Origin of the sequence: Klebsiella electrica (assembly GCF_006711645.1) — a bacterium.
In the GTDB taxonomy this organism is placed as follows: domain Bacteria; phylum Pseudomonadota; class Gammaproteobacteria; order Enterobacterales; family Enterobacteriaceae; genus Klebsiella; species Klebsiella electrica.
In genome coordinates this window covers 4194677-4209128 of the sequence record NZ_CP041247.1, presented here as the reverse complement: position 1 = coordinate 4209128, position 14452 = coordinate 4194677, and the positions used below count along the sequence as shown (strand labels likewise).

11 protein-coding genes and 1 tRNA gene are annotated in these 14452 nt (G+C 48.3%); 6 read left to right on the top strand and 6 right to left on the bottom strand.

Going from position 1 to position 14452, the window contains the following annotated elements; genetic code table 11:
• Positions 1-409: 409 nt before the first annotated feature.
• Entirely contained in the window at positions 410-2395 is a 1986-nt protein-coding gene (locus Electrica_RS20135; protein WP_141965255.1) for an ATP-binding protein, read from the top strand.
• 51 nt (positions 2396-2446) lie between these two features.
• On the opposite strand, the gene Electrica_RS20130 is transcribed toward Electrica_RS20135, so the two are convergent.
• Both Electrica_RS20130 and Electrica_RS20125 read right to left on the bottom strand, forming a co-directional pair.
• Complete coding sequence (locus Electrica_RS20130) at positions 2447-3622, bottom strand: tyrosine-type recombinase/integrase (RefSeq protein ID WP_095094204.1); 1176 nt, start codon at positions 3620-3622, stop codon at positions 2447-2449.
• Positions 3623-3785: 163 nt separating this feature from the next.
• Positions 3786-3861 (bottom strand) — tRNA-Thr (locus tag Electrica_RS20125).
• 340 nt (positions 3862-4201) lie between these two features.
• Between Electrica_RS20125 and Electrica_RS20120 the strand changes: the two genes are divergently transcribed.
• The 3 genes from Electrica_RS20120 to Electrica_RS20110 are packed head-to-tail and all read left to right on the top strand — an operon-like array spanning position 4202 to position 7555.
• A complete protein-coding gene (locus Electrica_RS20120) occupies positions 4202-4576 on the top strand; it encodes a GtrA family protein (protein ID WP_227521340.1) in 375 nt (124 codons plus the stop codon).
• Positions 4576-5535 carry a glycosyltransferase family 2 protein gene (locus Electrica_RS20115; RefSeq protein WP_100686554.1) on the top strand — a complete coding sequence of 320 codons (960 nt, stop codon included), beginning with the start codon at positions 4576-4578 and terminating at the stop codon, positions 5533-5535. Before Electrica_RS20120 ends, Electrica_RS20115 begins: the two co-directional genes overlap by 1 nt.
• Positions 5525-7555 (top strand): hypothetical protein, encoded by a 2031-nt coding sequence (locus tag Electrica_RS20110; RefSeq protein ID WP_227699339.1) that lies wholly within the window; start codon positions 5525-5527, stop codon positions 7553-7555. The genes Electrica_RS20115 and Electrica_RS20110 overlap by 11 nt, the downstream gene beginning before the upstream one ends.
• Before the next feature lie 49 nt (positions 7556-7604).
• Here Electrica_RS20110 and proA read toward each other — a convergent pair whose 3' ends face one another.
• Both proA and proB read right to left on the bottom strand, forming a co-directional pair.
• Positions 7605-8858 carry a glutamate-5-semialdehyde dehydrogenase gene (proA, locus tag Electrica_RS20105; RefSeq protein WP_141965254.1) on the bottom strand — a complete coding sequence of 418 codons (1254 nt, stop codon included), beginning with the start codon at positions 8856-8858 and terminating at the stop codon, positions 7605-7607.
• A 10-nt stretch (positions 8859-8868) separates the two neighbouring features.
• Positions 8869-9972, bottom strand: a complete 1104-nt coding sequence (proB, locus tag Electrica_RS20100) for a glutamate 5-kinase (RefSeq protein ID WP_004858334.1) — start codon at positions 9970-9972, stop codon at positions 8869-8871.
• Positions 9973-10263: 291 nt separating this feature from the next.
• Between proB and phoE the strand changes: the two genes are divergently transcribed.
• Positions 10264-11319 (top strand): phosphoporin PhoE, encoded by a 1056-nt coding sequence (gene phoE / locus Electrica_RS20095; protein ID WP_131049950.1) that lies wholly within the window; start codon positions 10264-10266, stop codon positions 11317-11319.
• Positions 11320-11405: 86 nt separating this feature from the next.
• On the opposite strand, the gene Electrica_RS20090 is transcribed toward phoE, so the two are convergent.
• Positions 11406-11972, bottom strand: coding sequence for a C40 family peptidase (locus Electrica_RS20090; protein ID WP_131049949.1), 567 nt, complete (start codon positions 11970-11972; stop codon positions 11406-11408).
• Positions 11973-12314: 342 nt separating this feature from the next.
• Between Electrica_RS20090 and Electrica_RS20085 the strand changes: the two genes are divergently transcribed.
• Positions 12315-13259: a LysR family transcriptional regulator gene (locus Electrica_RS20085; protein ID WP_131049948.1), complete on the top strand. Its 945-nt coding sequence runs from the start codon at positions 12315-12317 to the stop codon at positions 13257-13259.
• Here the strand turns inward: Electrica_RS20085 and Electrica_RS20080 are convergent.
• Complete coding sequence (locus Electrica_RS20080; protein ID WP_141965253.1) at positions 13256-14320, bottom strand: ABC transporter substrate-binding protein; 1065 nt, start codon at positions 14318-14320, stop codon at positions 13256-13258. The genes Electrica_RS20085 and Electrica_RS20080 overlap by 4 nt on opposite strands.
• Positions 14321-14452 lie beyond the last annotated feature (132 nt).

Below are 14452 nucleotides of genomic sequence, written 5' to 3'. Positions count from 1 at the left end.
GTATTTATTTAATGATATTTAATTTCGCGGCCTGAGCGCGTCTCTGCGCTGCGCGGGTTCACGGGAGTGTCAGTGGATGGTGCGGTGCTGTTCGAGAGCGTGGTGAACCTCTGAGGCGGTCAGGCGAGGAGCAAGAAAAGGTCGACCGGTGGATGAGGAAAATCAGTTATTTCGGCGTTGAAACTGTTACCTCTTAAAGCACTCACCTCATGTCCATGCATTCATCTGATGCATTCAGGCCTGTTGCAGTTTGAGCCTGAATGCACCTGCATGAAAACAGACCCACGAAGCGTGCAGGCGGGGGGAACATTGCGCGCAAAAATAAAAGCGTTATATTGTTTATTATCAGGCAGTCACTACAGAAGATTGTTACATTACAGCATACGCACTGTGAGAAAAGGATGCATTCATGCGCATTATAAGTGGCGAAACAAACATCAATGATGTTGGTATTAAGAAGAGATTTAAAAACTACGAACCGTTTCAGTCCATTGTAGAATTAGCATGGAATGGCTTTGATGCAAAGGCTCGCAATGTAGGCATTGAACTTCGTAGAAATGATTTAGGGGGATTATCCTCACTATACATTCTTGATGATGGGGATGGCATCGATATTAAAGACTTCGGCTCCAACTTTAATAGATTTGATGACTCACTAAAAAAAGATAATATCGAACTGCACGGTTCCCAGGGTAGAGGACGCCTTTCATTTCATAAGCTAAGTCATCAAGCAGTCTGGTTTACAAAAAATGATGATATTAACGCCAGAATCGAAATTGATGATAATGATATAAAAAAATATCAGGCATTTATCGATATATCTAACCCAGAGCAACACCCTGCTTTAACTAAGCTAAAAAGCGGAACATGTGTTGTATTTAATCATTTCCATAATGATTTACCAACTGACAATGAAATAGTTAGACGATTACAGAGTGAGTTTTGTTGCCACTTAGCCTTAAATGAACAGCTTACTTTATCGTTCAATGGCGAGATCATTACCGCCCCTGAGCATGATTCTTACACATTTGAGCAATACTTTGACGACTCCTTATTTTCAATAAAAGCATTAAGATGGAATGAAAAACCATCGAAAGAGCGTTCAAATGTTTACCTTGTAAATACACATGGAAAGAAAGTATTTGAAGTTCCTAGCAAATTCAATCAAAAGAAAGACTTTTATCTGTCTGTTTTCGTAAGTTCAGAATGGGCGAATAACTTCAGTAGCAGTGGTGATGATATCTTCTCTGAAGCTAAATACAATCCTGACTCTCCAACATGGAAAAATCTCATAAAATTTGTCTGGAGCTTGGCAAAAGATATCTATGATGATTTTCTCAAAAAGAGAATAGAGGCAATTCTTGAGCGTTATCAGCAAGAAGGCGCATTCCCATCCTATAGTGAGTACTCTGACCCTCAATATGCAGAATGGCGTTTAAATAATATTAAGGCAATTGTAAGGGATATATATATTGCTGATCCAACATTACTTGAATCTTTAAGCTCAAAACAAAGGAAAGTTTTCGTGAGGTTATTAGATAAACTATCTTCTTCAAATAATAATGAAGAATTATTTAATATTCTTGAAAGTGTACTGGACTTGAGCAAGGAAGGGATTGAAAAATTTTCTAAACAGTTAAGAATTACAAAGCTTGATAATATAATTAGCGCAATAGAAGAATTGCAAAAAAGAAGACTTGTAGTCGACAAACTACGTTACTTAATGGATAACCATTATAAAGAAATAAGAGAGACTCCTGACCTACAAAAGATCATTGAGCATAACACTTGGCTTTTTGGTGAGCGTTATGAAACTATTGGGGCTGAAGAAGACACTTTTACAAAAATAGCCAGCGAATTAAGAAATAGCGTAAAACATATTGATGATATAGACGAAAGCGATATTGAGTCAGGGAATGAATTAGAGGGGGCAAAAAGGCAAACTGATTTATTCCTTGCTAGAAAATATCCTTGTCTGGACTCAAATGGGAATCCATATTTTAAATGTATAATAATTGAAATTAAACGCCCGAGTATATCTCTCAATATAAAGCATTTGAGACAACTTGACGATTATGCCGCAATTATCCAAAGGCATCCAGGTTTTGGGAGTCAGAACTTACATTTTGAGCTTATACTAATCGGGCGGAAAATATCCAAAGACAGTTTTGAAATAGAGAGTAGGATGAACTCCCATTTACAGAAAGGTGATATGGGCTTAGTTGGTGATGATCCTAGAATGAAGCGTTACGTAAAAAATTGGTATACAATATTTGATAGCTTTGATCTAACGAATAGGTTTATGCTCGATAAATTGAAGCTCGAACGAGATACTATTGAAGTAAGTGAAAGTACGCCTAACGATTTAGTATCAATACTTCAAGGTAAAGCTTGAATAATAATGCTGCATGCACAATTAAGTGCTGCAGCATTTTCTACAAATAATTTATTCTTTTGTTCCAAAAATAATATTTGCATACCACTCAATCATTTCTCTTCTACCCTCAATATATTGAGCATGATTATAAGTGCCTCTGATACTATTTTTATCGATATGGGCCAACTGCAACTCAATCCATGCAGATGAGTATCCTTTCTCATGCAAAATTGTTGAGAAGGTATGCCTAAAACCATGTCCTGTAACACGACCTGCAAATCCAATCCGCTTTATAAGTTGGTTAATGCTCGCCTCACTCATCGGTTTATTAGGATCATTCCGCCCCGGAAAAACATAACGATAGTTACCTGTCATCATCTTGAGTTCATTAAGTAAATCTAACGCTTGAGTCGATAATGGAACAAGATGTGACCTGCGCATTTTCATTCTTTCAGCAGGAATTTCCCAGATAGCGTTATCTAGATCAAATTCTGACCACAATGCAGCACGTAATTCGATGGTTCTCACACCCGTAATCATGAGTAATTTCGTAGCAATCTGGACAAGCCGACTCCCTGTGTAACTGTCTAAGGCACGTAGAAAATCTGGTAGCTCATCAGCTTTTAGGAACGGGAAATGATTGGATTGATGTACTTCGAGGGCGCTAGAGAGATCTGCAGCAGGATTAAATTCAGCTCTCCCAGTAGCTATGGCATAACGAAACACTTCTGAACAACGCTGTCGCACTTTACGCATCTTCTCTAACGCCCCGCGTTTTTCAATTTTACGCAGCACATTAAGCAGTTCTAGCGGTTTTATTTCACCGATGGGTCTTGTCCCCACATACGGGAAAATGTCGTTCTGAAACGCTTCCATGATATCTGACGCATATCCTGCCGACCATTTGGCGGACTTCATCTGATGCCACTCTGTAGCTATCTTTTCGAACGCACTTTCGGATTCCGTTTGCAAAGCGATCTTCTGCTCTTTTCGAACTTCACTCGGGTTCTTTCCTTCCGCGACCAGTTTTCGGGCATCATCGCGACGAGAGCGAGCATCGGCAAGGGTAATCGTCGGATACACACCAAGCGAGATCATTTTGGGCTTACCGGCATAGCGATAGCGGAATCGCCAGCTCTTGCTTCCATTAGGCTCTATAAGTAATGACAAGCCTTGCCCATCTCCAAGTGTATAGGCTTTAGCTTCAGGCTTAGCGCGGCGAATCTGCATATCGTTTAAAGGCATGTGTATAGGAATCCAAGACCGAACAGGAACATATACACAATCCTATACACATTCAGTATCGGATTCTACTGGATGGTTACGGACAATGACGGACTAAAAATCAGTAAAATCTTTATAAATCATGGCGTTTATGGATGAATGCGGACGTTTGGGGAAGTTGGGATGGTGCCGATAATAGGAGTCGAACCTACGACCTTCGCATTACGAATGCGCTGCTCTACCAACTGAGCTATATCGGCCCTGAAGAGGACGTGCCCACGAATGTGAATCACGGGGTAGAAGGTTAAAACTAAGTCGAGGGGGCGTCAATGCCCTCTTGTATTGAATGGCTATTTTTCCAGCACTTGCACGGCGTTAAGCAGAAAATTGTCCCACTTCCACGACGATCGTTGACCGGGTCCAGGTCACTGAGGGTGTTGGCCGCTCTGAAGCCGTGTGTTTTTTGAATACCGTCGCCGCAGCTCACAGGATTTGCAAAAATGCTAACTGCATGCCATTCAAGGACATTGGCTAACCTTAGTAGTTGTCAGCTTTCCCCTGAATGATAAAATTAGTAGCGGCTAATAACAGGATGATGCAGTGAAAAGAATACTTTCTAATCCCGCGTTGAAATACGTAATGGTGGGGTTGTTGAATACAGCAATAACTGCGGTGGTGATATTCTTATTAATGTCTGCCGGAGTTGGGGTATATATATCAAATGCCATGGGATATGTAGTCGGTATTCTTTTTAGCTTTGTCGTTAATTCGTTGTTTACGTTTTCAATAGCGCTGACCGGCAAACGGTTTATAAAATTTCTGGCATCTTGTGCTATGTGCTGGGTAGCAAATATTATAACGATCAAAATATTTTTATTGATATTTCCTGATTTGATTTATATATCTCAGTTATGTGGCATGATCGTTTACACAATTGCTGGTTTTTTAATTAATAAACTCTGGGTGATGAAATAATGAAAAAACCAAAGTTGGCTATTGTTGTACCATGTTACAATGAAGAAGAGGTATTTAGTTACTGCTTATCTGAATTACAAGCGGTTCTTACACAGTTAGTCTCGGCGGCACTGATTTCGGCAGATAGCTATATTTTATTTGTTGATGATGGTAGTCGTGATGCAACGTGGCAGTTGATTGCTCAATCATCGAGAGATTACTCCATGGTTAAAGGGGTTAAGCTTTCAAGAAACCGTGGTCATCAGGTTGCCCTGGTTGCGGGTCTTGAAGCCGCCGAATCTGATATTACCGTGAGCATTGATGCGGATCTTCAGGATGATACTTCCGTTATTGCATTAATGGTTAAAGAATATCTCAATGGAAATGAGATCGTATATGGCGTACGTAACGATCGGACTTCAGATTCCCCATTTAAAAGAAAAACCGCAGGCCTCTTTTATAGCTTCATGAAATGGATGGGAGTGCAACAGATTCCTCAGCATGCTGATTTCAGATTGTTAAGCGATCGTGCTAAAAAGGCGCTGCTGAGCTTTAAAGAGCAAAATTTATATTTACGTGGGTTGGTGCCGCTGATTGGTTATCGTGCCACTCAGGTAGCATATTCGAGAACAGTGCGTCTGGCCGGCGAGTCGAAGTATCCATTGAAAAAAATGCTTGCTCTGGCCATTGAGGGTATTACTTCGCTGACCATTACGCCATTAAGAATTATCGCTGTCTCAGGGTTTGCGATCAGTGTTATTTCGGTTTTGGCAGCAATTTACGCACTGTTCGAAAAATTCACTGGAAATACCGTTGAAGGTTGGACTTCAGTCATGATCGCAATTTTCTTCCTCGGCGGAGTGCAGATGCTATCGTTAGGTATTATAGGTGAATATGTAGGTAAAATTTATATGGAGGCCAAACGTCGGCCTAAATATTTTATCGAAAAAACAACGCAGCAGAAGGTTGATGATGAATAGCGAAAAAATTATCAGGGGAATACTGTATGTGGCTTCTGTGGCCATATTATCAGCACTTTGCTATTCGTTTGTGGCAAGTGAAAATCAGGCTTATACGTGGGATTCCCGATTTTACTGGGTAGTATGGAATGAATATACTGGGTTATTGCATGATTCATTTAGCCAATGGCTTGGTAATATAAAATATTCAGTCTATTCAACAGATTACAACTCATTGCCAATAATTGCGCTGATCCCGTTTAACTATCTGCCGATAGGAAACCGGGAAGCTTACATATTGGGTGTGTATATTCTTTATCTGTTGCCATTTGCTTATATTGCCATGCGTTTGTTCGCGGTTGCTGCAGGTGTGGATAAAAAATATCAGCCGTATGTCTTTGTTTTTCTGGCAAGCTTTATTCCTTTTATCACACCAACATTACGCGGCTATCCTGATATTATAGGAATGATTCCATTATCGCTGTGCTGCTTGATTCTGTTCAAAGTTAATATCTTAAATTATCGCGGATACCGTTTTGTATTGCTTGCAATCGCCGTGGGGGTGTTGCTGTGGCTGCCCTTTGCTTTCCGGCGGTGGTATGCATATAGCGTGGTTTCATTGTTTATCACTTTACCTTTTCTGAATACTTTTTTGTTTGGTGGGAAGGCGAGGTTTAGTAAAGAAAGAATATTTAAATACTTTGCTTTCTTTACCATTTCTGCGGTGGTGGTTATTTTTGCAGTCTGTCTCTTTCAGTTTGAACTGGCGAAAAGAATACTGACGACCAACTATTCTGATATTTATTCAGCATACAAAGCGACTGAAGAGGCAACGTTACTCATAACCCTTAACTACGCAGGGTTATATCTGCTGCCATTGATTTTTCTGGGTGTGGCCTATATCTTCTTCGGTTCCAGTTCCCGACTTAAAGTTCTTTGTGCTTTTGCACTGGCTAACTTTATCATCACCTATATTATATTTACCCGAACACAGACGCCCGGGATGCAGCATGGGATGCCGCTCTGTTTTTGGTTGGCGATACTTGTGCTTTCGGCTTTAAAGCTATTCTTTGATAAGTTAAAAAAAGGGCTGGCGACAACGCTTACCATCGCATTCGCATTATTGACGGCTGCGGTCTTCATTAGCACCTATTCAAAACCATTTGGTAAACCGGAATGGGTCAGCCGCTATCTTCCCGGTAAAGAATATCCGCTCAGATTAGAAAACTTTGACCATTATCATGAGCTTATTGCCTTTATGAGTGCGCGTGTCGGTGCGGATGATAAGGTAGCTGTTTTTGCCTCCAGCGGTTCGCTGAATAATGATCTGTTTGCAGCTATTTCACCGGCATCATTTGTCAGTCATATCGCCAATGTCTCACAGGTAGACTTGCGTGATAAACTGACGATTGAAGCCTTTAGTTCTCGTTATGCTATTGTGACCGACCCCACACAAACGCACCTTGATATTCATGGGCAGCAGGTTATCTCTCTGCCAAATAACCTTATCCTGGAAGGCAAGGGGATCGGTGCTGCTTATATAAGAGTGAGCCAGCCCTTTATACTCAGTGGCGGTGTTCAGGCATACGTCTATGAAAAAACAAGACCGTATACGATCGATGAATATCGAAGCATGATTGATGAATTTGCCCGCTCCTATCCTTCATGGAAAGCGGAATATGAAAATAATCTAACGGAGAGTTATCTGAGCGCGGCGGTACAGAAAGGCGACACCTGGGGTCAGTTTAGTATGTATCGTGAAGGGCGAATCTACGCCCATCCGGGCGCAACGACGCCGACTGTTGTCAGGATGTTTGTCGGGGAATATGACACGTTACGTATTACTTCCGTCAATAAAAACTGCGGGAAAACCGATGGGGTGAAGGTGATCATCGAGGATGCAACGCAGCGTGTAGAAAAGCATATTGCCACGGCGGAGAGCGAGGTTGTCGATATGCGTGATTTTCACAACAAAGATATTACCCTGATTATTGATAACAATGGCTCTTCTGCCTGCGATGGCCTGGAGATTAGCCAGTAAATAAAAATGGGGGCAATCGCCCCCATTTCACTGCTGCTGTCGATTTGACTTAAGCACGAATCGTATCGTCGCCGAAACCAATCCATTTATAGGTCGTTAACGCTTCCAGGCCCATCGGGCCGCGCGCGTGCAGCTTCTGGGTGCTGACCGCCACTTCTGCGCCGAGGCCGAACTGGCCGCCGTCGGTAAAGCGGGTAGAGGCGTTAATATAGACCGCTGAAGAATCCACTTCGTTGATAAAGCGGTTGGCATTGCTCAGCGTACGGGTCAGGATGGCATCAGAATGCTGGGTACCGTGCTCGCGGATATGCGCGATGGCCTCGTCGAGGCCGGCAACCACTTTGACATTCAGATCCAGCGACAGATACTCATCGTTGTACTGTTCCGCCTTCACCGGCTCGACGCTTGCCGGGCCGTCATGCAATACCGGCAGGGTGGCGGCGTCAGCATGCAGCGTTACGCCGCTTTCCGCCATCTGTGTGCTCAGGGCTGGCAGGAAACGGTCGGCAATATGCTGATTCACCAGTAAGGTTTCTACCGAGTTACAGGCGCTTGGGCGTTGAACTTTGGCATTGACGATGATCTTCAGCGCTTCAGCAATGTCGGCGGAATCATCAATATAGATATGACACACGCCAATCCCGCCGGTGATCACCGGAATCGTGGACTGCTCGCGGCACAGCTTGTGCAGACCGGCGCCGCCGCGTGGGATCAGCATATCGATGTACTTATCCATCTTCAGCATCTCGCCAACCAGCGCGCGATCCGGGTTCTCAATCGCCTGGACCGTTGCGGCCGGCAGCCCGCACTCCTCCAGCGCCCGCTGAATCACTCTCACCGTGGCGGCATTGGTGCGCCAGGTCTCTTTTCCCCCGCGCAAAATCGCGGCATTGCCGGTTTTCAGGCACAGGGAAGCAACATCGACAGTGACGTTAGGGCGGGCTTCATAAATCACCCCCACCACGCCCAGCGGCACGCGGCGGCGTTCGATGCGCAGGCCGCTGTCAAGCAGACCGCCGTCGATCACCTGGCCGACCGGATCGGCCAGATTACATACCTGGCGCACGTCGTTTGCAATGCCATTCAAACGCGCCGGGTTCAGCGCCAGGCGGTCAAGCAGCGCCTCGCTCAGGCCATTGGCGCGCGCTTCCGTCAGGTCGTCGGCGTTTGCGCGCAGAATTTCTTCACTCTGCGCTTCGAGATAATCGGCGATCTTTTCCAGCACCTGATTCTTTTCACGGCTGGAGAGTTGCGCGAGTTGGTAAGAGGCCGCCTTGGCAGCAATGCCCATTTGTTCCAGCATTTTCAGCTCCTTAACGGATAATCATATCGTCACGATGGACGGCAACCGGGCCGTATTCGTAGCCCAGAATGGCATCAATCTGCTGCGAGTGCTGGCCAGCAATCAGGCGCAGCGCATCGCTGTTGTAGCGGCTGACGCCGTGGGCAATATCGCGTCCTTCGCTATTGCGGATGCGAATAACTTCACCGCGGGAAAAGTTACCCGTGACGGTTTTGATGCCTTTTGGCAGCAGTGAACTGCCGCGTTCCAGAATCGCCTGGGTGGCGCCGGCATCCACGCTGATTTCACCCGCCGGCGGGGCGCCGAAGATCCAGCGTTTGCGGTTCTCCAGCGGCGATTCCTGGGCGTGGAAACGGGTACCGACCGATACGCTCTCCATCACATCGGCAATCACGCCGGGACGGTTGCCGGCGGCAATAATGGTGTCGATACCTGCACGGCAGGCGACATCGGCGGCCTGCAGCTTGGTTCCCATACCGCCGGTGCCCAGGCCGGAAACGCTATCGCCAGCGATGGCGCGCAGGGCGTCATCAATGCCATAGACATCTTTGATCAGCTCAGCCTGCGGGTTATTACGCGGATCGGCGGTGAACAGACCCGGCTGGTCGGTCAGCAGCAGCAGCTTATCGGCGCCGGCAAGGATCGCCGCCAGCGCGGAGAGGTTGTCGTTATCGCCAACTTTAATCTCGGCGGTCGCCACGGCGTCATTTTCGTTAATGACCGGCACGATGTTGTTATCCAGCAGCGCGCGCAGGGTATCGCGGGCGTTGAGGAAACGCTCGCGGTCTTCCATATCCGCACGAGTCAGCAGCATCTGGCCAACGTGAATACCATAAATGGAAAACAGCTGTTCCCACAGCTGGATCAGACGGCTCTGTCCCACCGCAGCCAGAAGCTGTTTCGACGCAATGGTCGCGGGCAGTTCCGGGTAGCCGAGGTGCTCACGCCCGGCGGCAATGGCCCCGGAGGTCACAATGACAATTCGGTGGCCCATGGCGTGCAGCTGTGCGCATTGACGCACTAATTCGACGATATGGGCGCGGTTCAGGCGACGGGATCCGCCCGTTAAAACACTGGTGCCCAGTTTTACCACCAGCGTCTGGCTATCACTCATGATTCTCTGCCGTTCAAAAAGGAATATCGATATCGAGCTGATGTTGTAACAGGACTCAGGCCGCTTGCCAACACCTGGCGTATTGGGAGGGCCACTTTATTGCGCGAAATCGGTCATTATGGAGGAGTGTGATGACAATTTTATGACAGAAACATCTAAATACTCTTTTTTATAAAAAGTTCCATATTGTCATAAAACTTTAATATCTGAGCGTTAAAAAACCTCCTGTTTTTCACGGGGCCTTCGCCCGGAATTGATTAGCGCGTATAAATAAATCACCAGGACTGAATAATGAAAAAGAGCTCACTGGCATTACTGATGATGGGTGTTGTTGCTTCTTCAGCTACACAGGCAGCAGAAGTTTATAATAAAAATGGCAACAAACTGGACGTGTACGGCAAAGTCAGAGCGATGCACTACTTCAGCGACTATGACAGCAAAGATGGCGACCAGACCTATGTACGTTTCGGCATCAAAGGCGAAACGCAGATTAACGACCAACTGACCGGCTACGGTCGTTGGGAATCCGAATTCTCCGGCAACAAAACGGAAAGCGACTCCACCCAGAAAACCCGTCTGGCGTTTGCTGGTCTGAAATTGAAAAACTTCGGTTCTTTCGATTACGGTCGTAACCTCGGTGCCCTGTATGACGTTGAAGCCTGGACCGATATGTTCCCGGAATTCGGCGGCGACTCTTCCGCGCAGACCGATAACTTCATGACCAAGCGTGCCAATGGTCTGGCGACCTACCGTAACACCGATTTCTTCGGTGCGGTTGATGGCCTGGATATGACCCTGCAGTATCAGGGTAAAAACGAAGGCGGCCGTGACGCTAAGAAACAAAACGGTGACGGTTTTGGTACCTCTTTAAGCTATGACTTCGGTGGCAGCGACTTCGCCGTCAGCGCGGCGTATACCAACTCTGACCGCACGAATGCGCAGAACCTGCTGTCCCGCGGCGTGGGTAAAAAAGCAGAAGCCTGGGCAACCGGTCTGAAATATGACGCCAACAATATCTACCTGGCGACCATGTATTCTGAAACCCGCAACATGACCCCAATCAGCGGCGGTTTTGCTAACAAGGCACAGAACTTTGAAGCGGTTGCTCAGTACCAGTTCGACTTCGGTCTGCGTCCGTCCCTGGGCTATGTGCTGTCAAAAGGCAAAGATATCGAAGGTGTGGGTAACGAAGATCTGGTCAACTATATCGATGTTGGCATGACCTATTACTTCAACAAAAACATGAACGCCTTCGTTGATTATAAAATCAACCAGCTGAAGAGCGATAATAAACTCGGCATCAACGATGATGACATCGTGGCTGTGGGTATGACTTATCAGTTCTGATTAGGCTGACGCCAGGACGGCGTAAACGATACAGGGAAGGATCAAAAAAGCCGCGGCGCCTGGCGCCGCGGCTTTTTTATGTGCAATCAGTGATTTTTAGCGACGTGCAGGTTGTCATTATTCATGGTGATCTGCGCGTTATATTCTTTCGGCAGGCGACGCGCCTGGTAGAACACCGAATCCCAGTAAGGGTTGTCCAGCGAAGAACGCATAACGCCCTGGCTGCTGGAGGCGTGCAGGAAGCTGTGCTCGGTGTCATAGAAACCTACGTGCATCCCGCCATGAATCCGGAAGAAGACCAGGTCCCCCGGACGGAGCTGCTGCCTGCTGACGCGAATGCCCATATGCAGGAGATCGCCCGTCGTTACGCGATCCATGGGCAAATTGAAGCGGTCCTTGAGCGTTCGCCAGACGAAGCCGGAACAGTCGACGCCGCTTTGCTCGGTCCCGCCCCATTCATAGGGGGTGCCGTGCCAGGTGTGCATTTGATCGTGAAGGGCGGCAACCACAGGAATCAAATCGTCAGATCCGCTATCGATCGGCGCATATTGATCTCCGGCGGCGGTTTTTGACGGATGTTTAGATGAAGATGAGCATCCTGCCAGAATCAAAAACGGCATCAATAATAAAGCGTGAGCAAGTTTAGGCGTCATATCGTTATTTTTCGTAAAGGAGAATGGGCCGTGGGTATTTATAGCGTATCCGCCATATTGGCAGAATGGTTCACTAAAAAATTTACGAAACCTTACGTAGAGTAAATCTGTTACTTCACACTCTTCATTTGCGCAGTTAAATATAAGAGAAAAAAGTGGGGGTGTTTGTTAATAAATTTTTTCACTATGAAACACTATTTCACGATCGCATAAATAAGACGCATCTGATGTTAATGACCATATTCTCTGCGCAGAAGGTGAAAGATCCTCATCATCCGGCCATTGCGCGCCGGGGGCGGCGTCCAGTACTTTGTCCGCTCAAGGTTCCTGTGAGGCAAGCTTATGCATCTTGATTTTCGCCAGCTGCGCAATTTTGTCGCTTTGGTTGAATACGGTAGTTTTCACCGCGCCGCCGAGGCGGTATGCCTGTCGCAATCGGCCTTCAGCCGCAGTATTCAGTCGCTGGAGCAGAGCGTCGGCCATCCCTTATTCGACCGGCAGAATAAGCTGCCGACGCTGACGCGACACGGGCAAAAGCTGCTGCCCTACGCCCGCCGTTTCCAGGAACTAAACATTGAGCTGAGCAGCCTGCTTGGGGAAACGGACGATAGCGAAAACGGCGAAGTGGCGTTCGGTTGCGGCCCGGCGCCCGCGACGCGCCTGATCCCGGCAGCCATCGGCGAGTTTCATCGCCGTCGACCGCAGGCGAGGGTACGTTTTCAGGTCGATAACTGGTTTGCCCTGCATCACGCGCTGACGACCCAGCAGTTTCCCTTCGTGGTGGCCGACAGCTGGCATGCGGAACTGGATCCGCAGCTGCGGGTACAGCCTCTCAGTCCGCAGCGCTGTTTCTTCATCTGCCATGCCGACCACCCCCTGGCTCAAAAGGGGCCGGTTGCCATTGAGGAGATGCTGCGCTACCCCTTTGCCGCGCCGTATCTGCCTCCGGGAGTGCGAAAAGTGTTGGCGACCCTCAGCCAGCAGCAGGATTTCACCCCAGCGATTCAGTGCGATCACGTCTACGCCTTGCTGTCGACGCTGGCGCACACTCGGGCGATAAGCTTTGCCAGCGAAGATGGCTTCGCTCTGTGCCAGCACAGCCATCGTCTGGTGAAACTGGAGCTCAGCAACCTTCCGGAAGAGTGGCGGCTGATGCAGACCCGCTTTGCGGTGATCTCCCCGGTTCATGCCGCGCTTTCGCCGCTGGTCGCCAGGTTTATCGATATTATCCTGCATACCGACCGCCAGCTGCAGCTCCCGCAGCTGGCGCAGGAGGAGGGGGCTTAGCCAGCGTTCGCCTGGCCTTTGCTATCGTACTGCGGCCAGTGGTTTTCCAACTGCAGGGTCTTTAGCGCCCGTTCGACAAACTGCCCGTCTGCCCACGACGTCACCGCAAAGGCGTTGCGGATAAGGCGGCCCGCTTTGGCCTGCTCAATGCTACCGCCGAAGCTGTCGGTCAGGAAGGGGTCGATGCGCGGCGAAGTGCGGAAGTTGAGATCCTGTGGCTGCAGCTCCTCAAGGAACAGCGCCTGTGGGATTTGACTCTGCTGCGCCATCTCTGCCGACCAGAGCTTGCGATTCGCCGGGTCGCTGATTTCCGCCGCGTTTTTCACCAGCACGTCGATAATTTGCTGGGTGGCCTGCGGCCAGGTCTGAATAAAGTCCTGGGTTGCGAGAAAACCCGCCTGGGTCGTGTTTTGTCGACCTGAATCACCGCTTTTTACCACTACGTCAATCTTATCGCCGCGCAGCGCCAGCAGTGAGACGCCGCCCCATACCGCATCAACGCGACCGGCGGCCAGCGCGGCTTTCCCGGCACTCCAGTCCAGATTAATGACCTGCATATTGCGTTCGCTAAGCCCGGCGGTTTGCAAGGCGCGATCGAAGGCCAGCTGGTCTGCGGTACCGCGATAGACCGCCACGCGTTTCCCTTTCAGGTCCGCCAGCTGTTTAATTCCCGATGCTCTGGTGACCGCAAGATACGATTCCGAGCCGCGGCTGCCCAGCAGCAGGCGGGTTGGCAGGCCGTTGGCTTTGCCGATAATTGCCGCCAGATCGCCGAGATAGACAAAATCGAGCTGGCGGTTGGCCAGCGCTTCATTCACCGCCGGACCGGCACCCTTAAAAAACTGCCACTGTACCTCGACACCCTGCGGTTTAAACACGGCCTCCAGCTGATGACGGATAAAGGCCATCCCGACCGGCCCTGCAATAAACGGTTTGCTGCCGGCGCTTTGATCCGGCACGCCAATGCGAATGGTGCGCAGGCTCTCGGCCTGCGCGCTGGCCAGTAGCGTAACCACGGCGACCAGCGCCAGCGCCGTGCGGGTAAAAATAGCTTTCATCATTGGTCGTGTCTCCCTGAGTTTTTTCTCACCCTAAAGAGGCTCACCGCGTGCTGTTAAATGCTTTTATTCGCAGAGCAAAGGCAAAAATAAGCTAAATCAGAGCCTACCTGCCCACCAGGCTGAGATGCATTT